Genomic DNA, 22,812 nt, shown 5'->3' on the forward strand with positions numbered 1-22,812 from the left:
CCGTTGGTTCCGGTCCCGTTCCGGCCGAGCGCTCGCGCCGCGAGGCCCAGCGCCGGGAGCCTCGGGGCGTCACTCCCGGAAGACTGGCATTACTCCCGGAAGACTGGCATTACTCTCGGAAGAACTCCTCGCGCTCGAACGGCTCGTCTTCTCCCTCCACGGCGAGCACGTCGAGCGCGGTCACCTCGGCGCCGACGCCGAGCAGGCCGGCGAGGCTCGGCTCCGTCCGGCCTTCGTCGCTCGATATCAGCTCCTTGATGTAGAGACCGCCCTCACCGCGGATCTCGACGGTCGCGTGGCGCGGGTCGTCGCGTTCGGCGGTCACCTCGTACACGTCGCGCTCGCGGGTGATGCTCGCGCGGCGGTGGTCCACCCGGTTCGGCGTGTACTGCTCGACGGTCGCCCCCTCCAGCTCGGCGACCGCCTCGGCGAGCGCGTCGGCGTCGACGTCGGCGTCGAAGGTCACCTGCGCGCGGTAGCGCTTCGCGGCGTCGTGTTCCTTCACGCGCTCCACCATGTCGTAGGTCGCGAGCCGGAGTCCCTCGACCTCGACCGCGCCGTCGGCGAACGCGTTGATGTCCGACTGGAGGCGGTCGGTGTCCACCCGGCGCCGGCGCGGCTCCTCGACCTCGACCACGAACGGGCGGCCGGTGCCTAACATTAGGGCGTCGACGTCCTCGCGGCCCGCGCCGTGGAACGTCGCCTCCGTCCCGTCCATCACGTCCTCGACGACCGGCGCGGTGTACTCCTCGACGCTGTCGTCGTAGAGGTAGCCGGAGCCGCCGCAGTGGTCGCAGGGGTCCGCGCCCTGCCGGCCCGACCCCTTACACTCCCGGCAGGGCCACTCGGTCTGCGGGATGTCGCGCTCCAGCTTGCGGTACCGGCCGTAGACGAACGTGGAGTTCACCTTCGCGTCGACCTCGTCGTCGGCCAGATCGATCGTGAACTGGATATCGGGCCGGTCGAAGGAGACCTCGATGTCGGTGAGTCGCCCGAACCGCTTGCCGACCTCGCGGTTGAACTCAGATTTGAACGGCTCGCCCGCGTCCTCGTCGAGACCGGCGTCCGCGCGGAGCAGGGCCTCGTTCTCCTCGATCAGCGGCGGCGGGCGCGTGCCGACGTTGTACGTGGCGAACTCGACACCCTCGACCGCCTTCGCGGCGCGGTCGGCCCACTCGTCGAACTCGGCGCAGCGCCCCTCACAGACCCAACACTCTGCCGTTTCGACCGGCTCGTGGTCCTCGTCGTCGCGCAGCGCGAGCGACACCCGAAGCGCCGACCCGCGCTCGGCGTTCGACAGCCCGAAGCTCCGGTCGGCGACGAGCCGGCCGAGACAGGCGTCGCACACCGGCCCGGTGTCGGTCGCGCGCGCCGCGACGTCGAGTACGTCCATACGCCCTCAAACGCGGCGCGTGGTAACTGTCTTACTACTCGGCCGGGGAATCCGTCGTCCGCTTTCGTCGACGGGAGAACGCCCGCAGTCGGATCGTTCAATGTCGCCCGGCCGGAGGGGATCCGTATGGGAACGCCACTCGACTCGCGGGCAGAGCAGGTCGGCGAGGTCTTAGACCGACTGTACGAGGAGTACCCCGACTCGACCATCTCGCTCAACTACTCGAACCGGCTGGAGCTTCTGATCGCCGTGATCCTCTCGGCACAATGTACGGACGAGCGCGTGAACAAGGTGTGTGCCGACCTCTTCGAGACGTACGAGACGCCCGAGGAGTACGCGAACGCGCCCCAAGAAGAGCTGGCGGAGGCGATCAACTCGATCACCTACTACAACAACAAGGCGAAGTACATCCGCTCGGCGTGCGCGGACATCGCCGAAGAGCACGACGGCGAGGTCCCGGACACGATGTCGGAACTGACGGATCTGGCCGGCGTGGGCCGCAAGACAGCCAACGTCGTCCTCCAGCACGGCCACGACGTTGTGGAGGGAATCGTCGTCGACACCCACGTCCAGCGACTCACGCGCCGGCTTGGAATCACCGAGGAGGAGCGCCCGGAGGCGATAGAACAGGACCTGCTCGACATCGTCCCCGAGAGCGACTGGCAGCAGTTCACGCACCTCATGATCGACCACGGCCGTGCGACGTGGACCGCGATCAACCCCGACTGCGCGGACTGCGCGCTCGCCGACGTCTGCCCCTCCGAGAAGGGCGACGGCGACGTGGACCTGGCGAGCGGCGAGGCGTGGTAGGAGACGGAAACAGGGAGAGACCGATGACGTTCGGCGGGTAGTATTTAAAGACCCTGCGGATGAGGGGAACCGGTCGAATCCGTCCCAGCGACGGGGAACTCGCTTCTCGATTTATACAGTTATCCGGCGTATCCGTAAGTGAGGAGAGACACAATGTCCACCAAAAACACGAACGAGTTCGGCGGAGAGATCGGCGGGATCACGCTGTTGGGGAAGGCGCACTCGCTGTCGGCGCTGTTCATCGTCCTGCTTCGGGCGACCATCGGCGGGATGATCCTGTTCGCGGGTCTCGGGAAGGTCTCGGAGTGGCCGTTCGACGCCGCGGGCTACCTCGCGAACGTCGACCCCGCGAGTCCGGTCAGCGGGCTGTTCGGCGCGATGGCCTCGAACGCCGCGCTGATGGAGTTCGTCAACGTGTTCGTGCCCGCGACGCAGCTGCTCATCGGTCTCGCGCTCATTGCCGGAGCGTTCGTCCGACTGGCCGCGCTCGGCGGGGCGTTACAGATGACGCTGTTCTACCTCGGCGGGTGGAGCGGCGACGTCCTCGCCCTGTTCGACTCGACGCTGGTGTACGCGATCGTGTTCCTCACGGTCGCTGCGTTCGGCGCGGGCCGCGTCCTCGGGCTGGACGCCTACATCGAGCGGATCGAGGTCGGCGGGCAGGCGCTCGTCGAGAAGTTCCCGGCGCTCCGGTACGTCCTTGGGTAAGCGAGGACCGTGTCGGGCGAGGGAATCTGGCGCGTGACCGCGCGCCGCCGACTCGTTTTCGATAGTTGAAGCGCGGTGTCGTTGATTCGTTTTTTGTGCTCGGTTTTGTGACGGAGAGTGCCGGCGTTACAATCTGTCGCGGTGAGTACGGAGACCCGATTACGGAGAACACCTCCAAAGCCCCAGCCGCTCGTTTATAAATGGCGAACAGCGGATCTGCGGCGAACACCTCCAAAGCCCCAGCCGTGAGACCGCAGTACGCTCGTTGCGCTCCTCGCTCGCTTCGCTCGCTGCGGTGCTTACGTCGCCTACTGCGGCCTCACGGCTGCCCCTTTGAGTCCCGCCCCGCCCAGCACAGCACCGCAGCCTCACGCCTCCCCAGCCTCGTCGGCGGTCCTCCGCTTCGCTCCGGACCGCCGACTCCCTCGCGCGTGCTGGCTCGCGACCGCCTTCGGCGGCCGCTCGCAGGCACGCGCCACCGCGACCGCCCGCCGTTTATAAGTTGACGAGTCGACTGCGCGAATCATTTAAATAGTCGTTCGCGACACCGGCGCTCCGTTTCGGGTTCCAATCCATATAAGACCGCGCGGGCGGAACAGAGGCGTAATGGAACTCGGTTCGCGGGACGCGTTCTCCCGGATGGGGACGCTCGGCATCGAGGAGGAGTTCTACATCGTCGATGCCGACGGCTACCCCACGTCCGGAACTGACGACCTCGTGTACGGCCGCGACCCGCCCGCGGCGGTGCCGGAGGGGTTCGACCACGAGCTGTTCGAGTGTACGATAGAGGCGCAAACGGAACTGATCGAAGACCCGTCGGAGGCCGAAGACGCACTCGCGACCGTCCGCGAGGCGCTCGTCGACCACGCCGACGCCGACGGGTACGGCATCGCGGCCGCGGGACTCCATCCGGCGGCGAAGTGGCGCGAACTCGACCACGTTCAGAAACCTCGATACCAAGCCCAGCTCGATCGGATCCAGTACCCCCAACACCGGAACACGACCGCGGGACTCCACGTCCACGTCGGCGTCGACGACGCGGACAAGGCCGTCTGGATCGCGAACCGACTGCGATGGCACTGCCCGGTGCTGCTCGCCGTATCGGCGAACTCCCCGTTCTGGAACGGCTTCGACACCGGGCTGGCCTCGGCCCGCGCGAAGGTGTTCGAGAACCTCCCGAACACCGGGATTCCCTCTGCGTTCGACGACTTCGACGCGTTCCAGCGCTACGAGCGCCGGATGGTCGAGACGGACTCCATCGCGGACCGCGGCGAGCTGTGGTTCGACGTGCGCCCCCACACCGGTCACGGCACCGTGGAGGTGCGCGCGCCCGACGCGCAGCGCGACCCGGAGGTGACGCTCGCCCTGGTCGAGTACGTCCGCGCGCTGGTCGTCGACTACGCGGCGCGGTACGAGGACGGCGAGTCCCCGACGACGCTGCGCCGCGAGCTGCTCGACGAGAACAAGTGGCGCGCGATCCGGCACGGCCACGACGCCTCGTTCGTCGACCGCGACGGCGAGGGGACGACCCCGCTGGGCGAGATCGTCGAATCGGAGTGCGACCGACTCGGAATCGACGGCATCCGCGAGGTGTACGAGGCGGAGAGCGGCGCCGCGCGCCAGCGCCGGATCCGCGAGGAGTCGGGCGCCGACGCGCTGCGAGAGGACCTCCTCGTCCGGGCCTGACGCCGGGGGAGGGGCGGCGCGGGCCGCCCGTGCCGGGAAGTTCCGTCGGAACGAAAGCGACGAGAAACCCTTTTGCCCGCGTAGCCCCCAGTTTCCGTCATGACCACGGACGATTCACCTGCCGAGCCGGGAGACGACGCGGAGGAGTCGCCGACGGAACGGACCCGCGAGGAGCTTCGGAAGACGAAAGAGCGGCTCGGCGAGGGCGCCGACCGAGCCGTAAAGGGGTTCGACGACAACGTCGTCGACCTGCTCGCGTGGGTCCTCGACACGGAGACCCGAGCGCGCATCTACGTCTATCTCCGGGACAACCCCCACAGCACGAGCGACGAGGTCGCCGACGGCACCGGACTCTACCCCAGCACCGTCCGCGAGGCGCTCGCCGAACTCCACGACGAGGGCACCGTCGAGCGGGGCAAGCGGAAGGCGGAGGGCGCGGGCAACAACCCCTACGAGTACGAGGCCATCGCGCCGAGCGAGCTGGTCCGCGGCGTCGTCGGCGACGTCCAGGCGGAGCTGAACGCCGTCTTCAACCTCGACCGGCGCCTCGGCGGCGAGTCGCCCGACGGCGACAGCGAACCGGTTCAGATCTCCGTCGACGGCGAGGGCGACGAGGACGAAACCGAGATCGACGACGCGGACGGTGAGGACGACGCGGACGAAGACGAGGGCGGCGACGCGGACGAAGACGAGGGCGGCGACGCGGACGACCGCGAATCCGAGAACTGAGACGGACCGCGACCCCCTTCAGCGCCGACCGACCGCGGTTCGGGACCATTTAAGTTCGACCCGCGCAACGGAGAGACATGAACGTCGCGCTGGGGGTACGTTCGACCCCGTTCACGACGGCCACCGCAAGCTGTTCGAACGGGCGTTCGAGCTGGGTGACGTTACCGTCGGACTCACTTCCGACGACTTAGCGCCGGAGACCCGACACGTCGAGCGGTACGTCCGTCCCTACGACCGGCGCGAGCGCGACCTGGAAGCGGAGCTGGCCCCGCGAGCCGAGCGCCACGGGCGCGAGTACGAGATCCGGAAGCTGACCGAGCCGACCGGCATCGCGGTCGAGCCGGAGTTCGACGCGCTCGTCGTCTCCCCCGAGACGAAGGCGGGCGGCGAGCGGATCAACGAGATCCGCGCCGAGCGGGGCCACGACCCGCTCGAACTGGAGATCGTCGACCACGTCGCGGCCGAGGACGGCAAACGCATCTCCTCGACGCGGATCGTGGCCGGAGAGATCGACGAACACGGCAACCTCACCCCCGACCGCGAGGGACGGGGCGCGACGCGACCGGAATGACCGACGGGAACGCGACCGAGGGCGGCGCGGCCGGGTCCGAACCCCCCGAGTCCGGCACCGCGCCGCTACGCCGGATCCTCCTCGGCGAGACGGGCTTCGAGCGCGCGACAGTCTGGAGCGCGGTCGGACTGGCGCTGTCGTACGTCGCCTTCGACGCGACCGCCGCGGTCGGGATCGGCGCCGCCGAAACCGCCGGCGGACTCGCCGCGGTGACGGCGCTGGGCGCGCTCGCGTTCGCCGCGACCGGCGGCGGCGCGCTCCCGACGGTGCTGCTCGCGTACGGTCCCTTCGCCGGGACGCTGCTCCGCGCGGTCGGACCGGCGCCGTACGCTAGCCCGTTCGCCGCCGACGGGCCGCCGCTCCTCGCGGTCGCCGAACCGCTCGGCGTCGCGGTCGCCGCCGCGGTCGCGGTCGGCGTCGCGGCCGCGGTTGTCGGATTCGTCGTCGGTCGAACTGAGGACTGAGCGGACCAGATCACGCCGCGACGCGTACTCCCCTTTCAGTCGTCGAGTTTCCCGTTCAGCACCTTTGCGGCGACGAGTATCGGGTCCCACACCGGACTGAACGGCGGCGCGTACGCGAGGTCCAGCCGCTCGACCTCGACGACGGTCATGTCCGCCTCGACGGCCGTCGCGAGCGTGTCGATCCGGATCGCGGCGCGGTCGGTGCCGACGATGCTCCCGCCGAGGAGTCGCCCGGTGTCGCGGTCGGCGACGAGCGTCACGTCGGTCTCGGCCGCGCCCGGGTAGTACCCGGAGCGCGACCCCGCGGTCACCGTCTCGCTGACAGGATCGAAGCCGGCCGCTTCCGCCTCCTCCGGGTCGACGATCCCGACGCGAGCGGCCTCCGTGTCGAACGCTTTGACGGCCGCGGTGCCCGCGATGTCGCCGACGGGCGTCGGGTCGCCCGCGACCGTCGCGCCGACGGCCCGCCCGGCGCGGTTCGCGGTGAGTCCGAGCGGCGTCCAGTCGGGTTCCCCGGTCACCGCGTGGCGCGCGGTCGCGCAGTCGCCCGCGGCGTACACGTCCGGAAGGCTGGTGCGGCCGTGGTCGTCGACGCGGATCGCGTCTCCCGGCCCGCGGTCGAACCCGGTGCCGTCGAGGAGGTCGGTGTTCGGTCGGATCCCGACGCCGACGACCGCCATGTCGACCGCGATCCGCTCGGGGGACGCACCGTCTGGACCGCCGCCGACCTCGACCGCCTCGATCCGCCCGTCCCCGACGAGCGCCTCGACCGGCGTGTCGGTGTGGACGGTGACGCCCTCGGCTTCGAGCGCCGCCTCGACCCGGTTCCCGACCGTCTCGCCGAACGGCGAGAGGAGGTGGCCGGAGCGGTGGAACACGTGGACCGAGAGGCCGCGCTCCGCGAGCGCCTCCGCGACCTCGACGCCGACGTAGCCGCCGCCGACGACCGCGGCGGTCTCGGGCGCCGGCATCGCCGCGTTGCGGTCGACGCGCTCGCGGTCGACCGCGCTCACGTCGGCGCGGGCCGGGTCGTATGCCTCCGGCTCGGCGACGTACGCGTCGATGGCGGCCGCCGCGTCCATGTCGTGGAGCGTGAACGCGCCGTCGACACTGCGCACGTCGAAGGGACCGGTGGTCGCTCGCGCCCCGGTGGCGACGAGCAGGTCGCCGTACGCCTGCTCGAACCGGTCGCCGTCGGCCGTCTCGACGGTGACGCGCTTCGCGTCGGGGTCGACGGCGACCACCTCGCGGTCGCGCCGGAGGTCGATCCCGCGCTCGTCGACCTCGCTCGGCGACAGCGACAGGAGGTTCGACATGCGGTCGACGTAGCCGGCGACGAAGTAGGGCATCCCGCAGTAGGCGTACGAGATCCACCGGCCCTTCTCGAAGACGACGACATCGCGGTCGGGCGCCTCGCGGCGGAACTTGCTGGCCGCGCTCAACCCCGCCGCGTCGGCCCCGACGACCACGAACGGATCGCTCGATAGCCGGACATCGGCGGGGCGGGTGAAAAAGTCACGCCGCGGGTGCGGTCTCGCGCGGCCGGGCGAGTGCGGACCGAACGCGCGGCCGCCGGCGCTCAGTCGCCTTCGTCGTCCGCCAGCCGCGAGAGGGTCTCGCGGGCGTTCGCGACCGCCTTCTCCTTTTTCGCGGGGTACGCTTCGACCTTCGTGCGGACGGTGATACCCGGGCCGAGCCGGACCTCGCCGCGGAACGCCGCCTGCTTGTCGAGGCGGAGGAACAGCGCGCAGTTGTCGTCGACCCGCTCGTCCAGCTCCCCGAGGACGCGGTCGAGATCCTCCAGCTCGGAGAGCCGGTCGAGCACGTGTCGCATCTCGTCGGCGGTCTCGACGCGCGCCGAGAGCACGACGATCCGGTCCCCGTGATGGCCCACGTTCTCGACGCGGTCGAGCTCGACGTCCTCGGGTAACAGAGAGTACAGCGCCTGCTCGACCCGTTTTTCGTCTTCCGTGGCGTACGAGAACGCCCGGAGGTCGACGTAGTGGAAGGGGACTTTCGGCATGCGGTACGAGTGGGGGCGGCGTTACTCCTCGCTCTCGACGGCGTCGAGCGCGTCTTCCGGGACGCCCGTCTCCTGGCCGTCCTCGAAGCTGACCGTGTACGTCGCGTCGCCGAACATCGTCTCCATCACCTGCGTAATCTTCCCCGTCTCGCCGTCGTACTCGCTGTGTTTGTCGTGGAGCACGACCTCGTCTTCCTTCTCGAAGCTCATGGCGTTTGGTTCCGTCGGGACGGTTAAAAGCGCGCGGATCCGGACCGACGCCGCGGGGAGCCGGACGGGGAAAAACCGCCTCACGCCACTCCGAGCGGCGCCACCTCACGCCACCGCGAGCAGCGCCGCGCTGAGCGCGACCAGCAGCGCGAGTCCCACCGCGAGCCAGACGAGGGCGCTGTCGACGGCGAGCGCGAGCGCGACGCCCACGGCGACCGCGAGAAATCCGAAGACTGCGCCCGCAATTCCGCCGCGCTGGACGAGGCGGTCGAGCGCGTTCACCGCGCGCTGCCTGGGGGAGGTCCGGGCTGCGCTCTGGTGGCGCCGAGAGGGCCTCGTCGACGGCGACCGGCTCCTCCGGGGTCTCGGTCGACGGGTCGACCCGCACGTCGACGTAGCGCGTGTTCGACCCGTAGCCGGTGACGATCTTCAGCTTCCCGCGGACCGGTTCGTCGACGTCGGCCGTCGAGACGTGGACGTGGCGGGTGGCCTCGTCGGCGACGAAGTGGTTGCCCTCGTCGAGCGCGGCCACCCGGTCGAGGTCGTCGTCGAAGTGAAGGTGAACGTGCGTCGAGCGCCCGCTGTTGTCGAGCACGACCGGAAACGGCCCGTTCGCAGCGAACGAGTCCGGCGCGTCGATGTCGTGGACCGCCTCCCCGTTCAGTTCGACGTCGAGTGTCGGCACGGTGGCACCCACGACCCCGTACTAAAAAAAGATTCACACGACCAAGGGGTTCGGCGACGTCGGCGAGCCGACGGCCCGCAAGCGCCTGCTCGGGATGGAACCGCTACGCCGCGGCCTCTTCGCGCATGTCCGGCGGCAGGAGGTTCGGGATCCCGTCCTCGATCGGGTACGTCTCGCCGCACTCCGTACACGTGAGCGTCCCGGCGAGGACCTCCGCGTCGTCCGCGTCGTCGACGTCGAGTTCGAGGGCCGCCTTGTCGAGCGGACAGCAGATCACGTCCATCAGGGATTCCTTCATACCGCTCGGTTGAGTCGGACCGATAAAAAAGCGTGCGGGTCGCGGCCGCCGCGGTGGGTTCGAAGCGCCAGAGCGGTCCGCGCTGGTGCCCCGCCCGACCCGGATAACAACCTCTTTGCCGTCGCGCGTCGGCCACCGTGACATGGGAATTCCGGCGGAGCGGATCGAGCGGCTGTTCGTCCTCGCCCGCGAGGCGGTCGTCGACGACGAGTACGACCGCGCCCGCGAGTACGTCGCCCGCGCCCGCCGGATCGCCGAGCGGAACCGCTGCGGGATCCCCGCCGAACTCTCCAGGCGCGCCTGCGACGACTGCGCCGTCTACCTCCGCCCCGGCAAGACGAGTCGCGTCCGGACGCGCTCCGGGCGCGTGGTCGTCCGCTGTACCGAGTGCGGGGCGACGGCGCGGTATCCCTACGGCGGGGAGTGACCGCGGCGGGGGCGCGACCGAGACGGCGCCCCGCGACTACTCGGCGCGCTCGCGCAACCGGTCGAGCACCGAGACCGTTCCGTCCATGAACCCCTCCTCGACCACCTCGTCGGCGGCCTCGCGGGCGGCGTCGTCCGCGTTGGCGACCGCGTACGACTCGCCGGCGACGCCGAACGTCGACACGTCGTTCTCGCTGTCGCCGACCGCGACGAACGCGGCGGGGTCGACTCCGAGCGCGTCGGCGACGACGCCGAGCGCCCGGCCCTTGCTCACCCCGGTCGACTTCACGTGGTAGGCGTAGCCGGTGTCGACGACCTCCACGTCGTCGACGGTTGCGGCGACCTCGCGTAGGAGCGCCGCGTCGGCGTCGGGCGAGAGCGCGACCTCCGTCTCGCGCCAGCGGTTCACCGTGTCGCCGGTGCCCCAACCGACCTCGCCGCCGCGCTCGCGGAACGCCTCGACGACGGCCCGCGCCGCGTCCGGGTCGCCGACGACGGTCGTCTCGCCGTCCGCGTACGCGACGCCGCCGTTTTCCGCGATCACCGTCTCCGCGCGGCCGAGGAAGTGCGCGAGCGCGACCGGGTACGGGAACGCCTTCCCGGTGGCGAACACGACCGGCGCGTCCCACGCGGGCAACAGCTCGAAGACCCGCGGATCGATCCGGCCGGTCGGCGTCGTCAGCGTGCCGTCGATGTCGAGCGCGAGGGGCGGAACCATACCCGAAGTCGGCGACTCGGCGACAACTGTCTTCCGTTCGATCGGAGGGGAGCCGAATCCGCCCGGCGGGCGCGCCGGGCGGGGGTGTCCGAGCCCGGGCTATCCGGTTCGAGCCTGAGCTATCCGGTTCGAGTCTGGACTATCCGGTCCGAGCCTGTCGGTCGAACAGCTCGCGGAAGACGACGGTCGGGAAAAGGGGAACGAGCCGGCTCGGGGACGCCCCTTGCCGTCGCTCTGGTCGCACGGTCACGCGTTCAAGTAGGCCGGCGTCGGCCAGTTCGTAGAGGACGCGGCGCACCGTCGACGCCGAGAGGTCGACCCCCGGGCGCGCCGCGATGGCCTCCGTCGCCGCGCCGACCGTGGAGCGCTCGTCGTCCGAGAGACCGGCGAGCTCGTAGAGGAGCCGCTGGCGGCTCTCGGGGAGCGCGAGGACGCGGCCCAGCGCCACGCAGGGGCGCGGGACGCCCTCGATGCCGACGTCGACGTCGGCCGAGCGAATCGTCGACGCGCCCGCCCGTTCCGCGCTGACCGCCGCGCCCATCACGGCGGCGAGCGCGTCGTGGGCGTCGCCCGCGGACCACTCGACGATATCGCGGATCTGGTCGTGGGTGAGCGCGTCGCGGCCGAGTCCGGTCGAACACCGGCTCGTCAACAGCTCGACGAGAACGTGCCGGCGGTACTTCGCGAACTCGACCGTGGTCTCCGGCTCCCAGTCGATCGCGTCCGGCGGGTCGCGGCCGAGACACGCCGGAACGAGCCGCTCGCCCACGTCGGTGAGCCAGCCGATCAGCGTCGACGCCGGCGGCGTCTCGACCTCGTTGGTGTGGTCGACGGCGACGACGAGATCGGGACCGGTCCGCATCACGTCGCGCAGCGATTCGGCCAGTTCCTCGGTGCCGATCCCGTGGTCGGGGACGGGGTCGTCGCTCATCGCGGCCAGCATCGCGTGGTACAGCCGGAACCGGGTCGACGCGTGCCGGGCGTCGACGTAGACGAACCCGGGGATCGTCGGCTCGACCGCTCGCGTCGTCGTCTGGATTGCTTGCCGCGGGCCGCTGTGGCTCGAGAGGCGGTCGAACAGCGCGGAGACGACCGCCGACTTCCCGCTCCCTTTCGGCCCATACACGTAGAGGCTCGGAGGGAGCGACCCGGAGAAGGCGGGGGCAAACACGTCGAGCAGGCGCTCGATCGCCGGACCGCGGCCGACCGGTGACTCGGCGTGAGAAACCGGTGAGATGGCCTCGAAGTCGGCGAGCACGCTCAGGCCGGTGTCGTAGCCGAGCCGTCGCTCGATCCGGTCGTCGATATTCACGGCCGGCCCTCCGTGATCGCTGAATAAAACTGACACGAAGCGGAGTCGATGCGAGTCCGGTCGCGGTCGGGACCGCTGTCCCCGTCGCGAGTGAGGTCGCCGTCGCGAGCGGCGGCGGCCTCGCCCCGGCGACTGCCGTCGCTCCCGGAATGAGCGCGGCGGCGTCGGTCGCGTAACCGGTCTAGTCTCATTGGATCGGCGGCTTGGTCTGGAGGGTGCTTTCGCGTGTAAACCGTCCACAACCGCTACGAGGGGGCCGACGCGGTGTCGGCTCCCGCGCGCGGTTTCAGAGGTACCCGGCGTTCGGCAGGACGCCGAGGATGGCGAGGATCCCCACGCCGAGCATCATGATCGCGATGGCCATCGCCGGCGGGTCCACGTGAGTCCCGGAGTGCGAGTAGAACATCCGCTGGGTGACCTCGCCCACGAGGCCACTGAGCGCCCCAAAGGCGCCCGCCGCCAGCAGCGCGACGACGCTCCCCGCGACGGGGGCGATGACGACCGCGCCGACCGCGCCGAGCAGCGTGATGTGGTGGGTCACCGGGATCTTCTCGACCCCGAGGTTGAGGAACAGCAGGCTCATCGCGGAGATACCGTAGCCGAGGAAGATGCTCCCCGTCTGGAGCCAGATGTAGCCGCCGAGAACCCCGCCGACGAGACCGATGGCGGTGACGCCCGACCACTTGTACTGGTGCGGGAGCCACGGCTCGGTCGCGGGGCGACCGGCGTGCTCCTCCTGTCCGCTGTCGGCCTTCGGGTGGTCCTCGCCACGCTCGAACGGTGACATGTCGAGGAGTCCGTCGCCCGCCGGCTTGCCGACGATCGGGTAGCCGAAGACGGGCCGGGCGAGGAACGCGGTCGCGAACACCGACACCGCGATGAAGTCGGTCGGCGGCGTCATCTCCAAGACGTTGATGAAGACGCCGTTGGCGACCTGATTGATCAGCATCCCGATCACGCCGAACACCGCACCCACGGCGAGGATATCGGGCTTCGTACCGAACGCGTACGTGATGGCTTTCCCGAAGTGGTAGCCGCCGTCATCGGGGTTCATCTCGGGTACTTCTTCCCCGCGTACGCCGAGGCCGCCACGCCGCCCGCGAACGCGATGTGCGGACCGGTGATCGGGCCGAAGCCGATCGCTCCGGTGATGCCGACCGCGAGTTCGCCGGCCGGAACCGCGTCGAGCTGGCCGATCTGGCTCTGGAGGACGTTGAGTCCCTCACCGAGGAAGACGACAAACCCGGTGAAGATGAACGAGGGAAGCGCGCCGATCGCGGCGCCGAACGCCCCGCCCGCGAGGGCGGTGATGAGGAGCAGGAGGAACTGGTCGACCTCCATTCCGATGACCGGAACCTGAAGGAGTAGTTCGTTCATGGATTACTCCTCCTGTGCCCAGTCGAGGGACTTCTCGACGGCATCGCCCCAGCGGTTGTACAGCTTGTCGACCTCTTCCTGGTCCTTCTCCGGGGAGAACTCCCGGTCGATCTGCCAGTTGTCGCGGAGCTCGTCGACGGAGTCCCAGTAGCCGACCGCCAGCCCCGCGGCGTACGCGGAGCCGAGCGCGGTCGTCTCGTCGACTTCCGGTCGGGCGATCTCCGTCTGGATGATGTCCGACTGGAGCTGACAGAGGAAGTTGTTCTTCACCGCGCCGCCGTCGACGCGGAGACTCGTGGTCTCGACGCCGGAGTCGGCCTCCATCGCCTCGGCCACGTCGCGGGTCTGGTAGGCGATCGATTCGAGCGTCGCCCGGACGATATGCTCCTTGCCGGTGCCGCGGGTCATCCCGACGATGGTCCCGCGAGCGCGACCGTCCCAGTGCGGGGCGCCGAGTCCCGTGAACGCCGGGACCATGTAGACGCCGTCGGTCGAGTCGACCGACCGCGCCAGCTCCGCGGTCTGGGCCGCGTTGTCGATCAGGTCGACGTCTTCGAGCCACTCGATGGCGGCGCCGGTGATGAAGATGGACCCCTCCAGCGCGTACTGGACGGGTTCACCGGACATCTGGAATCCGATCGTCGTCAGCAGTCCGTGGTCGGACTCGACGGCCTCGGCTCCCGTGTTCATCAGGTAGAAGGAACCGGTGCCGTAGGTGTTCTTCGCGTCGCCCTTGTCGAAGCAGGTCTGGCCGAACAGCGCGGCCTGCTGGTCGCCCAGCGCGCCCGCGACCGGGACCTCCTCGCCGAGGAAACCGTCGGCGTCCGTGTGACCGTAGTGGTCCTCGTCGGAGGAGGGGCGCACCTCGGGCACCATCTCCTTCGGCACGTCGAACTCGTCGAGGAGTTCGTCGTCCCACTCGAGGTCCCGGATGTTGTACAGCATCGTCCGGGAGGCGTTGGTGACGTCCGTGATGTGGTTGCCCGTTAGGTTGTAGATGAGCCACGCGTCGATGGTGCCCATCACGAGTTCGCCCGCGCGAGCGCGGTCGCGGAGGTCGCCGCCCCGCGAGCTCTCGCATCTTGAGCGGCTCGGCGTTGTCGAGGATCCACTCGGTCTTGGTCGCGGAGAAGTACGCGTCGGCCTCCAGGCCGGTCTTCTCGCGGATATCCTCGACTTTCCCCGCCTCCTGAAGATCCTCGACGCGGTCGGTCGTCCGGCGGTCCTGCCACACGAGGGCGTTGTGGACCGGTCGCCCGGAGTCTTTGTCCCATACGACCGTCGTCTCGCGCTGGTTGGTGATGCCGATCGCTTCGAGCTGATCGGCGTCGAGTCCCGCGTCGGCGAGGCCGTCAAGGACGACCTGCTTGGTGTTCTCCCAGATCTCCGTCGGATCGTGTTCGACCCACCCCGGATTCGGGTAGATCTGTTCGTGCTGTTCGTAGGCGTTCGCGACGACCTGCCCCTGGTGGTCGAACACCATGAATCGGGTGCCGGTCGTCCCCTGGTCTATCGCACCGACGTACTGTGTCATGTTGTGGATCCCTCCTGTGGCGCTGGTCCGTGCGCGGCAGTGTTCGGGGCGCGCTCGCCGTCGAGGGCGACCCCGGTGCCGCGTCTGCTACCGCGTCGCGCGGCCGGCGAGTCAGACCCGTCAGGAGCCGACTCGAGACGGCTGCGGGGCGTATCGACCCCGCCGCGACATATCTTCACGGAAGCTACCACGCCGGTCGTGAACATAATGTACTACCATAATAATCTTCCTGTTGAAATCCGAACATCGGCCCGGATGAAAAAGACCAGTATATAAAAACACCGGCTTCGACAGCGATTACACTACTTGAATGTCCCTGATAGTTATGGGTAGGACGCGTCGGGAGGTAAAGTAAAGTGGTCGTGGCCTAAGAACCTTTCATGGATAGACAAGTGGACGTCGTCGTCGTCGGTGGGGGGTCGACGGGGTGCGGCGTCGTCAGGGACCTGGCGCGACGCGGACTCGATACGGTCCTCGTCGAGAAGGGGAACCTGACGCACGGAACGACCGGACGGATCGGACGGACTCCTCCACAGCGGGGGTCGCTACGCGGTCTCGGACCAGAAGAGCGCGGAGGAGTGTATCGAGGAGAACATGGTCCTCCGCGACATCGCGGCCCACTGCGTCGAGGAGACCGGCGGGCTGTTCGTCAAGCGGCCCGAGGACTCCGAGGAGTACTTCCAAGAGAAGCTGGAGGGGTGTCGCGCCTGCGATATCCCCGTCGAAGTCATCGACGGAGAGGAGGCGCGCCGCCGCGAGCCGTACCTCGCGCGCGACGTGGAGAAGGCCATCGCGTTGCCCGACGGCGCGGTCGACCCGTTCCGCCTCTGCGTCTCCAACGCCGCCGACGCCCGCGAACACGGCGCACGGATCGAGACCCACGCCCCGGTGACCGACGTGCTCGTCGAGGACGGTGAGGTCGTCGGCGTCGAGATAGAACACGAGACCGGTCCCGGGAAGCGCGTCCACCGCGAACCCGGGACGACCGAGGAGATCCGCGCGCGCCACGTGGTCAACGCGACCGGCGCGTGGGCGGGCAACGTCGGCGAGATGGCCGGCGTCGACGTGGAGGTCCGCCCCTCGAAGGGCGTGATGACGGTGATGAACACCCGGCAGGTCGACACCGTGATCAACCGCTGTCGGCCGAAGGGCGACGCCGACATCATCGTCCCCCACGAGACCGCCTGCATCCTCGGCACAACCGACGAGGAGGTCGACGACCCCGAGGACTACCCCGAGGAGGACTGGGAGGTCGACCTGATGATCGAGACCCTCTCGGAGCTGGTCCCGGCTCTCGAAGACGCCCGGACGCTCCGCTCCTTCTGGGGCGTCCGCCCCCTCTACGAGCCGCCGGGAACGGGCACCGAGGACCCGACGGACATCACCCGCGACTACTTCCTGCTCGACCACGGCGACCGCGACGACCTGCCGGGGATGACGACCATCGTCGGCGGGAAGCTCACCACCTACCGGATGATGGCCGAGTCCATCTCCGACCACGTCTGTGACACCCTCGGCCACGAGGCGACCTGCGACACCGCCGACGCCCCCCTGCCGGGCTCCGAGAGCGAGGCGCGCATGGAGGAGCTGATGGACGAGTTCGGCCTCCGGTCGCCGGTCGCGCGGCGCTCGGGCCAGCGGCTCGGCTCGCGAGCGGACGACGTGCTCGACGAGTACGACCCGAACCCGATCGTCTGCAACTGCGAGAGCGTGACCCGCGCGGAGGTCCAGGACGCCATCGGCGACGCCGGCTCCGACCTCAACGCGGTCCGCCTGCGGACCCGCGCCTCGATGGGGAACTGCCAGGGCGGCTTCTGTACCCACCGGATCGCCGCGGAGCTCGCCGAGGAGTACCCAGAACCCGTCGTCCGCGACGCCGAGGACGAGCTGTACCAGGAGCGCTGGAAGGGCCAGCGCCACGCGCTGTGGGGCGAGCAGCTCTCGCAGGCGATGTTGAACCACCTGCTCCACGCGACGACGATGAACCGCGACGGCGACCCCGCGAACCTCGACAAAGACGTCGACTTCGGCGCGTTCGACGCGGGCGCCGACGCTGACGCGCCCGGCACCGACGAGTCCGGCTCGGCCGGAACGGCGGCGACCGACGGTGGCCGCGCAAGTGACGACGCGACCACGGACGGGGGGCGCTGATGGCGATAAACAGCGACGTCCTCGTGGTCGGCGGCGGTCTCGCCGCGATCACGGCCGCGGTGTCGGCGGCCCGCGAGGGCGCGGACGTGCGGCTCGTCTCCCACAAGGCGAGCACGCTGCGGCAGGCCTCGGGACTGATCGACGCGCTCGGCTACGTCCCGGCGACGGAGCCGGCCAAGCCCCTCCGAGACGGGCCGCCGACCGCGGGGCGCGAACTCGACCCCGACGAGTGGCCCGACCCGGAGGGACCGCTCGCGGACCCGTACGAAGGGATCGAGCGGCTCCCGGAGTCGCACCCGTATCAGGTCGTGGGGGCCGACGCGCTCCGCGACGGACTCGACCTCTTCGACGACCTCGCGGGCGACGCGTACCGCGGTGGACACACCGACCGCAACGCGCTCGTGCCGACGTTCGGCGGCGCGGTGAAGCCGACCGCGCGGTACCCCGCGGCCGCCGAGGCGGGACTCGCCAGCGACGACCGACCGATGCTGGTCGTCGGGTTCCGGTCGCTGACGGAGTACGACGCGCGCGCCTTCGCGGGGCGGCTGGAGGCCGCTGGCGTCCCGTTCGACGCCGCGGGGGCCGAGGTCGAGTTCGCGGAGGCGTTCCGCGCCGACGCGAAGGTCACCCGCCTCGCGAAGGCGCTCGACCACGACGAGGAGATCGACGGGGTTCCCGCCCGCGAGGCGCTCGCGAAGGCGGTCTCGCCGCACCTCCACGACGTGGTCGACGAGTCGGGCGGCGTCGACCGCGTCGAGCGCGTCGGCTTCCCGGCGTTCCTCGGCGACGACGAGGGGGACGAGGTCCGCGCCGAACTCGCCGACCGGCTCGGCGCCGACGTCTTCGAGATCCCGATGGGACCGCCGAGCCTCCCCGGACTCAGGCTGGAGGACCGGCTGTTCGACGCGCTCGACGCCGAGGGCGTCCGGTTCGAGACCGGCAACCCCGTCGTCGGCGTCGAGTCCGCGACCGACGGGCGGGTGGAGTCGGTGGCGGTCGACCGGAAGGGGCGGACGGCGCCGTACGGCGCCGACGCGTTCGTGCTGGCGACCGGCGGTCTCGTCGGGAAGGGGCTCGACTCCGACCGCGATGGCGTCCGCGAACCCGTCTTCGACCTCCACGTCGACCAGCCGGAGGACCGGTACGAGTGGTTCGTCGACGACGCGTTCGGCGACCAGCCGTACGCGCGGTTCGGGGTACGGCCCGACGAGCGGTGTCGGCCCACCGACGCCGAGGGGGAGGCACAGTACGAGAACGTGTTCGCGGCCGGCGGCGTCGTCGGCGGTGCGGACGCGGCGAGAGAGAAGTCCGCGAGCGGGGTGTCGCTCGCGACCGGCATCGTGGCCGGGCGGCAGGCGGCGACGGAGGCGACCCAATGACACGACACACGGACGACGACGGAGACGCAGAGCACTCGAACGGGGCGAACGAATCGAGCGGCGGGCGCGACACGGGAGGTTGCGGCTGCGACGGACCGGTCCCGGGCGTGCCGGAGGCCGGCCGCGACGAGCAGCCGTCGATTTTCGTCCCCGACGAGGGGGAGATTCCGGAGGCGGACGCCATCGGCGCCCGCGACGCGGGACCGGTCGGCGGCGACGGCTCCGCCGGCGAACGCGCCGCGGAGCGCGCCGCCACCGACGGCGGCGTCGAGAGCGCCGGGGGCGGGACCGAGAGCGCGGCCGGCGGGACCGACTCGACGGAACTCGACCCGGACGCGTACGACCCCGTCGACGTGTTCCCCGGCGGCGACCTCGACCTCCGCGAGGGGGCCGACTCCTGTTACAAGTGCACGAGCTGTGACACCTCCTGTCCGGTGGCGGAGGTCGACGACGAGTTCCCCGGGCCGAAGTTCCAGGGACCGGAGCAGTGGCGGCTCAAGCGGAAGGATGACCACGACATCGACGAGTCGATCAACTCCTGTTCGAACTGCATGCGCTGTGACGACGCCTGCCCCTCCTCGGTGCCGCTCTCGCAGATCGGACAACGAGGCCCGCGGGCAGTTCGTCGAGCGGCAGATGGAGAAGCTCTCCGTCGAGTACATCCGGAACCGGATCTTAGCGAACTACCGCACGTCCGCGAGCCTCGCGAGCAAGTTCCCGCGGACGGCGTCGTTCGCGATGAACTTCGGCCCGGCGCGGTGGGCGATGGAGAAGGTGATGGGGATCCCCAAGGAGCGCGACTTCCCCGAGTTCGCCACGGAGACGTTCCGCGAGTGGTGGAAGGCGCGCGGCGGCGCGAAGGTGGAGAACCCCGACAAGCGCGTGGCGTACTTCCACGGCTGCTACTCCAACTACAACACCCCCGAGGTCGGCAAGGCGATGGTGCGCGTCTACGAGCACTTCGGCTACGAGGTCATGGTGCCGCCCCAGAAGTGCTCCGGCACCCCGATGTTCGCGAACGGGATGCTGGACGACGCCCGCCGGCACGCCGAGACGAACGTCGAGAACCTCGTCGAGGCCATCGGCGAGGGCGCCGACGTGATCGCCTCCTGTACCTCCTGTTCGATGTCGCTCCGGCAGGAGTACCCCGAGCTGTTCGATCTCCACGGGATCGAGGACCTCGCCGAACACACCTTCGAGGCGCTGGAGTACCTCCGGGTCCACGAGGACCTGGAGGGCGAGCTCGACGCCGCCGGCGGGCTGGACGACGAGCGCGAGTTCGCGTACCACGCGCCGTGTCACGCCCGCAACCAGGGGCTCTCTCGGCAGGCCGTCGAGACGTTCCGCGACGTCGACGGCGTGAAGATGGAGGACGTCGGCGACTCCTGTTCGGGCATCTCCGGCACCTACGGCTGGAAGGAGGAGAAGTACGAGAAGTCGATGGAGATCGGCGCGGAGATGTTCGAGCACATGGAGGACGCCGACGGCGAGGTCGGGATGACGGAGTGTCCGACCTGCGCGATGCAGATGGAACACGGAACCGGCTACGAGATCGAACACCCCCTCCAGCTGCTGGAGGACACGCTGGGCGCGTAGACGGTTCGGGTGAGCGGTCGCCGGACGGACTGCGAGCGCGACCGCCCGACCGCCCGAATATTCCGTTCTCAACCCCGATAACTGTGCGGGAATCCTTATGACTCGGACCCGTTCAGTGCGGAACACGTGACTCTCGAACAGTTTCTCGATCGCTTCGACGGACCCGAGCGCTCCCTGGTCGTCGTCAACCGCACCGACCCGGATCCCGTTTTGAACATGCTCGTGGACACGTTCGGCGACGACGCAGTGCGAGTGGTGGACGGCCGCGTGACTGACGGCGCGGGCGACGAACGCTTGACTGACGGCGCGGGCGACGGCCGCGTGACTGACGGCGCGGGCGACGACCGCCTGACCGACGGCGCGGGAGCAGTCGAGACGGACCGGAGCGTCGGCCTGACCGCCCGCGAACTGGCGTCGACCGGCGCGGTCGACGGCGACGACGAGGTCGTCCCGTCCATCGACGTCGAGGTGCTCCGCCGCCACGAGGGCGTCCCGTTCGACGGCGGCGACGCCGACGAGATCGAGAACCTCGTGCTGCTCATGGAGGGCGACGAGGTGGTCGCCGGCTCGACGCTCACCGAACTCGGCGACGCGGTGCTCTTCGTCAACTCGGACCTCTACATCACCGGCAGCCGGTCGCTGAGCGACGTCGACCTCCCGTCGGTGATAAGCGGTCTCGACGACGCGACGTTCACGCTCCGCGGGTATCCCGAGTCGAACCGACAGAAGCTGCTCCTCATCACCGTCTCGCGATTCATCGAGCGGGCGGCGTGGACCGCCGGTGACGGCACCCTCCGCTCGTCGTTCCAGCGGCTCTCGCGCATCGACGACGAGGTCGGAACGCGGACCGTCTACGAGCGGATCGCCGACACCGGCGTCGACACGCACCTCTACGGCGTCCCGGACGAACTCCCGACGGACCTCGACGCGGTGATCCACGCCGGCGACGACTCCGACTTCACCGACAGCTGGTTCGTTGTATATCGACCGCCGGAAGGGCCGCATTCAGCCGAGAACGACCCGGACAGCGACCTCGTGCGGGGGATCGAGGGGGGCGTCGGACTCCTCGCGGTGGAGAGCGAGCCCCGCGTCTGGCGCGGCCTGTGGACGTTCGATACGGATCGGCTCTCGCGGATGAACCGCTACATCGAGCGGAACCTGTAGCCTCGACACTAATTTCCTCCCGGCCGACGCCGTCCGTATCCAACCCGTGCGTTCATATCCTCGGAGCGGTGACGGGCGGTCATGTTCACGGAGCGGTCCGCGCTCGTCGACGACGGACGCCCGATGCGCGGGTACGGCGTCGCGGTGACCCCCGGCCGCGACGGGCCGCTGGTCCTCGTCGCCGGCTACGGCGAGCCGAACCGACTGTACGCCCGAGAGGGCGACCGCTTCGCCGACACCGCCTGCGGCATCGTCGCCGACGGGACGCGCCACGGGATGGGCGTGTGCGCGGCCGACCTCGACGCCGACGGCTGCGAGGAGGTGTACGTCCACAACTGCGCGCGCGGCGTCGACGGCGGCGACCCCGACCTGCTCTTGAGCCGACTGGAGGCCGACCGGTACCGCTGGACCGACGTGTTCGCTCGGGAGGTCAACGCCGACCGCATCGACGTCCGCGCCGGCCGGTCGGTCGCCGCCCTCGACCGGCTGGGGACGGGGCGCTACGGCGTCGCCGTCTCCGGGTACGCCGCCCCGCTCGCGTTCTACGAACTCGGGGACGACGGAGAGATCACCGACATGGCCGAGGCGGTCGGGCTGGAGGTCGAGGGGGGCTGTCGCTCGCTGCTCGCGGTCCCGTATCGCTCCCGCGAGGGCGACCTGTTCGCGGGCGTCGAGGAGGGACCGAACCGACTCTTTCGCAACCGCGACGGCCACTACGCCCGGACCGACGGCGGGCCGGACCTCTCGGATCCCGCGGGCGACACGCGCGGCGCTGCGCTCGTCGACGAGGGTGGGACGTTCGCGCTCGCGGTCGGCAACGAGGCGGCGCCGAGCCGCCTCCTTCGCTGCGCGCCCGGCGGCGAGTACGACGACGTGGCACCGCCCGCGCTCCGCGACGCCGGCGCGGTCCGGACGGTGGTCGCCGCGGACTTCGACAACGACGGCCGCGAGGAGCTGTTCTTCAACGTCTGCGGCGCCGAAAACCGGCTGTTCGAGCGAGTGGACGGCTCCGGCGAGTCGTCGCGCTGGGAGTCTACCCCGCTCGGCGCGGCCGCGGAGCCGGACGGGTTCGGCACCGGCGCGGTTGCGGCCGACCTCGACGGCGACGGCGCGCTCGAGCTCCTCGTCGTCCACGGCGAAGTCGCCGCGCAGCCGGTGACGGCGTACAGCGACCCCGACGCGGCGGACGCCGGCTGGCTCCGCGTGCGCCCGACGACGCGGCACGGCGCGCCGGCGCGGGGCGCCGTCGTCACGCTGGAGACCGCCGACGGCGTTCAGCGGCGGACGGTCGACGCGGGGGGCGGGTGCCTCTGCCAGACGGAGCCGGTCGCGCACTTCGGGCTGGGGGACGCCGAGCCGCTGCGCGTGGACGTGCGGTGGCCCGACGGCCGCGAGCGCACCGTCGTCGGCCCGAGCGCGGACCGAGAGATTGCGGTCAAGCACCCGTCGCGGAAGGCGGCCGACCGCGACGCGCGGACGACGCGATAGCGGCCGAACGGCTCCGGTCGAGGAGTCGCGCGGACGGCCGCGAGCCGCGGCCAGAACTTGCCGCCCTTCGCGGGTTCAAGTGCCCGCGGG

Annotated in this window: 16 protein-coding genes and 6 pseudogenes; 12 read left to right on the forward strand and 10 right to left on the reverse strand. The window is 70.1% G+C overall.

Annotated elements, in window-relative coordinates:
- Nucleotides 1-109: 109 nt before the first annotated feature.
- Nucleotides 110-1,393, reverse strand: coding sequence for a tRNA pseudouridine(54/55) synthase Pus10 (locus tag ACODNG_RS02545; protein ID WP_434522307.1), 1,284 nt, complete (start codon nucleotides 1,391-1,393; stop codon nucleotides 110-112).
- A 126-nt stretch (nucleotides 1,394-1,519) separates the two neighbouring features.
- Between ACODNG_RS02545 and nth the strand changes: the two genes are divergently transcribed.
- The 6 genes and pseudogenes from nth to ACODNG_RS02575 all read left to right on the forward strand — a co-directional run bounded on the left by nth (nucleotide 1,520) and on the right by ACODNG_RS02575 (nucleotide 6,361).
- Nucleotides 1,520-2,203 carry an endonuclease III gene (gene nth / locus ACODNG_RS02550; protein ID WP_434522308.1) on the forward strand — a complete coding sequence of 228 codons (684 nt, stop codon included), beginning with the start codon at nucleotides 1,520-1,522 and terminating at the stop codon, nucleotides 2,201-2,203.
- A 153-nt stretch (nucleotides 2,204-2,356) separates the two neighbouring features.
- Entirely contained in the window at nucleotides 2,357-2,911 is a 555-nt protein-coding gene (locus tag ACODNG_RS02555) for a DoxX family protein (RefSeq protein ID WP_434522309.1), read from the forward strand.
- A 606-nt stretch (nucleotides 2,912-3,517) separates the two neighbouring features.
- On the forward strand, nucleotides 3,518-4,597 hold the full coding sequence (locus tag ACODNG_RS02560) for a glutamate--cysteine ligase (RefSeq protein WP_434522310.1): 1,080 nt from the start codon (nucleotides 3,518-3,520) through the stop codon (nucleotides 4,595-4,597).
- 99 nt (nucleotides 4,598-4,696) lie between these two features.
- Nucleotides 4,697-5,326, forward strand: a complete 630-nt coding sequence (locus ACODNG_RS02565; RefSeq protein ID WP_434522311.1) for a helix-turn-helix domain-containing protein — start codon at nucleotides 4,697-4,699, stop codon at nucleotides 5,324-5,326.
- Between the two features lie 77 nt (nucleotides 5,327-5,403).
- A pseudogene (locus tag ACODNG_RS02570) lies at nucleotides 5,404-5,897 on the forward strand (phosphopantetheine adenylyltransferase).
- The gene (locus tag ACODNG_RS02575; protein ID WP_434522312.1) at nucleotides 5,894-6,361 is read left to right on the forward strand and encodes a hypothetical protein; all 468 of its coding nucleotides are present in this window, start codon (nucleotides 5,894-5,896) and stop codon (nucleotides 6,359-6,361) included. The pseudogene ACODNG_RS02570 and the gene ACODNG_RS02575 overlap by 4 nt, the downstream one beginning before the upstream one ends.
- Before the next feature lie 35 nt (nucleotides 6,362-6,396).
- On the opposite strand, the gene ACODNG_RS02580 is transcribed toward ACODNG_RS02575, so the two are convergent.
- The 5 genes and pseudogenes from ACODNG_RS02580 to ACODNG_RS02600 all read right to left on the reverse strand — a co-directional run bounded on the left by ACODNG_RS02580 (nucleotide 6,397) and on the right by ACODNG_RS02600 (nucleotide 9,577).
- Nucleotides 6,397-7,830: an FAD-dependent oxidoreductase gene (locus ACODNG_RS02580; RefSeq protein WP_434522313.1), complete on the reverse strand. Its 1,434-nt coding sequence runs from the start codon at nucleotides 7,828-7,830 to the stop codon at nucleotides 6,397-6,399.
- Between the two features lie 110 nt (nucleotides 7,831-7,940).
- On the reverse strand, nucleotides 7,941-8,384 hold the full coding sequence (locus ACODNG_RS02585; RefSeq protein WP_434522314.1) for an RNA-binding protein: 444 nt from the start codon (nucleotides 8,382-8,384) through the stop codon (nucleotides 7,941-7,943).
- A gap of 21 nt (nucleotides 8,385-8,405) precedes the next feature.
- Entirely contained in the window at nucleotides 8,406-8,594 is a 189-nt protein-coding gene (locus ACODNG_RS02590; protein ID WP_017342881.1) for a hypothetical protein, read from the reverse strand.
- Nucleotides 8,595-8,699: 105 nt separating this feature from the next.
- Nucleotides 8,700-9,279: pseudogene (locus ACODNG_RS02595) on the reverse strand (DUF7524 family protein).
- A gap of 103 nt (nucleotides 9,280-9,382) precedes the next feature.
- Nucleotides 9,383-9,577, reverse strand: coding sequence for a methytransferase partner Trm112 (locus tag ACODNG_RS02600; protein ID WP_434522315.1), 195 nt, complete (start codon nucleotides 9,575-9,577; stop codon nucleotides 9,383-9,385).
- A 142-nt stretch (nucleotides 9,578-9,719) separates the two neighbouring features.
- Here ACODNG_RS02600 and ACODNG_RS02605 point away from each other — a divergent pair, with 142 nt between their 5' ends.
- Nucleotides 9,720-10,004, forward strand: a complete 285-nt coding sequence (locus tag ACODNG_RS02605) for a ribonuclease P protein component 4 (RefSeq protein ID WP_434522316.1) — start codon at nucleotides 9,720-9,722, stop codon at nucleotides 10,002-10,004.
- 36 nt (nucleotides 10,005-10,040) lie between these two features.
- Here the strand turns inward: ACODNG_RS02605 and ACODNG_RS02610 are convergent, their stop codons facing one another.
- From ACODNG_RS02610 to glpK, 4 genes and pseudogenes are all read right to left on the reverse strand, one after another.
- Nucleotides 10,041-10,721: an HAD-IIB family hydrolase gene (locus tag ACODNG_RS02610; RefSeq protein ID WP_434522317.1), complete on the reverse strand. Its 681-nt coding sequence runs from the start codon at nucleotides 10,719-10,721 to the stop codon at nucleotides 10,041-10,043.
- A 139-nt stretch (nucleotides 10,722-10,860) separates the two neighbouring features.
- Nucleotides 10,861-12,033 carry a Cdc6/Cdc18 family protein gene (locus tag ACODNG_RS02615; RefSeq protein WP_434522318.1) on the reverse strand — a complete coding sequence of 391 codons (1,173 nt, stop codon included), beginning with the start codon at nucleotides 12,031-12,033 and terminating at the stop codon, nucleotides 10,861-10,863.
- 286 nt (nucleotides 12,034-12,319) lie between these two features.
- Nucleotides 12,320-13,410, reverse strand: a pseudogene (locus ACODNG_RS02620) (hypothetical protein).
- Between the two features lie 3 nt (nucleotides 13,411-13,413).
- A pseudogene (gene glpK / locus ACODNG_RS02625) lies at nucleotides 13,414-14,893 on the reverse strand (glycerol kinase GlpK).
- 431 nt (nucleotides 14,894-15,324) lie between these two features.
- Between glpK and glpA the strand changes: the two are divergent.
- The 5 genes and pseudogenes from glpA to ACODNG_RS02650 all read left to right on the forward strand — a co-directional run bounded on the left by glpA (nucleotide 15,325) and on the right by ACODNG_RS02650 (nucleotide 22,722).
- A pseudogene (glpA, locus tag ACODNG_RS02630) lies at nucleotides 15,325-17,095 on the forward strand (anaerobic glycerol-3-phosphate dehydrogenase subunit GlpA).
- Nucleotides 17,095-18,474 carry a glycerol-3-phosphate dehydrogenase subunit GlpB gene (gene glpB / locus ACODNG_RS02635; RefSeq protein WP_434522319.1) on the forward strand — a complete coding sequence of 460 codons (1,380 nt, stop codon included), beginning with the start codon at nucleotides 17,095-17,097 and terminating at the stop codon, nucleotides 18,472-18,474. Before glpA ends, glpB begins: the two are co-directional and overlap by 1 nt.
- Nucleotides 18,471-20,070 (forward strand): annotated as a pseudogene (locus ACODNG_RS02640) (anaerobic glycerol-3-phosphate dehydrogenase subunit C). The gene glpB and the pseudogene ACODNG_RS02640 overlap by 4 nt, the downstream one beginning before the upstream one ends.
- Nucleotides 20,071-20,196: 126 nt before the next feature.
- Entirely contained in the window at nucleotides 20,197-21,234 is a 1,038-nt protein-coding gene (locus ACODNG_RS02645) for a hypothetical protein (RefSeq protein ID WP_434522320.1), read from the forward strand.
- An 81-nt stretch (nucleotides 21,235-21,315) separates the two neighbouring features.
- A complete protein-coding gene (locus ACODNG_RS02650) occupies nucleotides 21,316-22,722 on the forward strand; it encodes a CRTAC1 family protein (protein ID WP_434522321.1) in 1,407 nt (468 codons plus the stop codon).
- The last annotated feature ends 90 nt before the right edge of the window (nucleotides 22,723-22,812 follow it).

The organism is Halorubrum sp. AS12 (assembly GCF_051122765.1).
Lineage (GTDB): Archaea > Halobacteriota > Halobacteria > Halobacteriales > Haloferacaceae > Halorubrum > Halorubrum trapanicum.

Excerpts from the sequence above, each read along its gene's own strand:
- ACODNG_RS02545 (WP_434522307.1), bottom strand. The coding sequence starts at position 1,393 with ATGGACGTACTCGACGTCGCGGCGCGCGCGACCGACACCGGGCCGGTG.
- nth (WP_434522308.1), top strand. The coding sequence starts at position 1,520 with ATGGGAACGCCACTCGACTCGCGGGCAGAGCAGGTCGGCGAGGTCTTA.
- ACODNG_RS02555 (WP_434522309.1), top strand. The coding sequence starts at position 2,357 with ATGTCCACCAAAAACACGAACGAGTTCGGCGGAGAGATCGGCGGGATC.
- ACODNG_RS02560 (WP_434522310.1), top strand. The coding sequence starts at position 3,518 with ATGGAACTCGGTTCGCGGGACGCGTTCTCCCGGATGGGGACGCTCGGC.
- ACODNG_RS02565 (WP_434522311.1), top strand. The coding sequence starts at position 4,697 with ATGACCACGGACGATTCACCTGCCGAGCCGGGAGACGACGCGGAGGAG.
- ACODNG_RS02575 (WP_434522312.1), top strand. The coding sequence starts at position 5,894 with ATGACCGACGGGAACGCGACCGAGGGCGGCGCGGCCGGGTCCGAACCC.
- ACODNG_RS02585 (WP_434522314.1), bottom strand. The coding sequence starts at position 8,384 with ATGCCGAAAGTCCCCTTCCACTACGTCGACCTCCGGGCGTTCTCGTAC.
- ACODNG_RS02590 (WP_017342881.1), bottom strand. The coding sequence starts at position 8,594 with ATGAGCTTCGAGAAGGAAGACGAGGTCGTGCTCCACGACAAACACAGC.
- ACODNG_RS02600 (WP_434522315.1), bottom strand. The coding sequence starts at position 9,577 with ATGAAGGAATCCCTGATGGACGTGATCTGCTGTCCGCTCGACAAGGCG.
- ACODNG_RS02605 (WP_434522316.1), top strand. The coding sequence starts at position 9,720 with ATGGGAATTCCGGCGGAGCGGATCGAGCGGCTGTTCGTCCTCGCCCGC.
- ACODNG_RS02610 (WP_434522317.1), bottom strand. The coding sequence starts at position 10,721 with ATGGTTCCGCCCCTCGCGCTCGACATCGACGGCACGCTGACGACGCCG.
- glpB (WP_434522319.1), top strand. The coding sequence starts at position 17,095 with ATGGCGATAAACAGCGACGTCCTCGTGGTCGGCGGCGGTCTCGCCGCG.
- ACODNG_RS02650 (WP_434522321.1), top strand. The coding sequence starts at position 21,316 with ATGTTCACGGAGCGGTCCGCGCTCGTCGACGACGGACGCCCGATGCGC.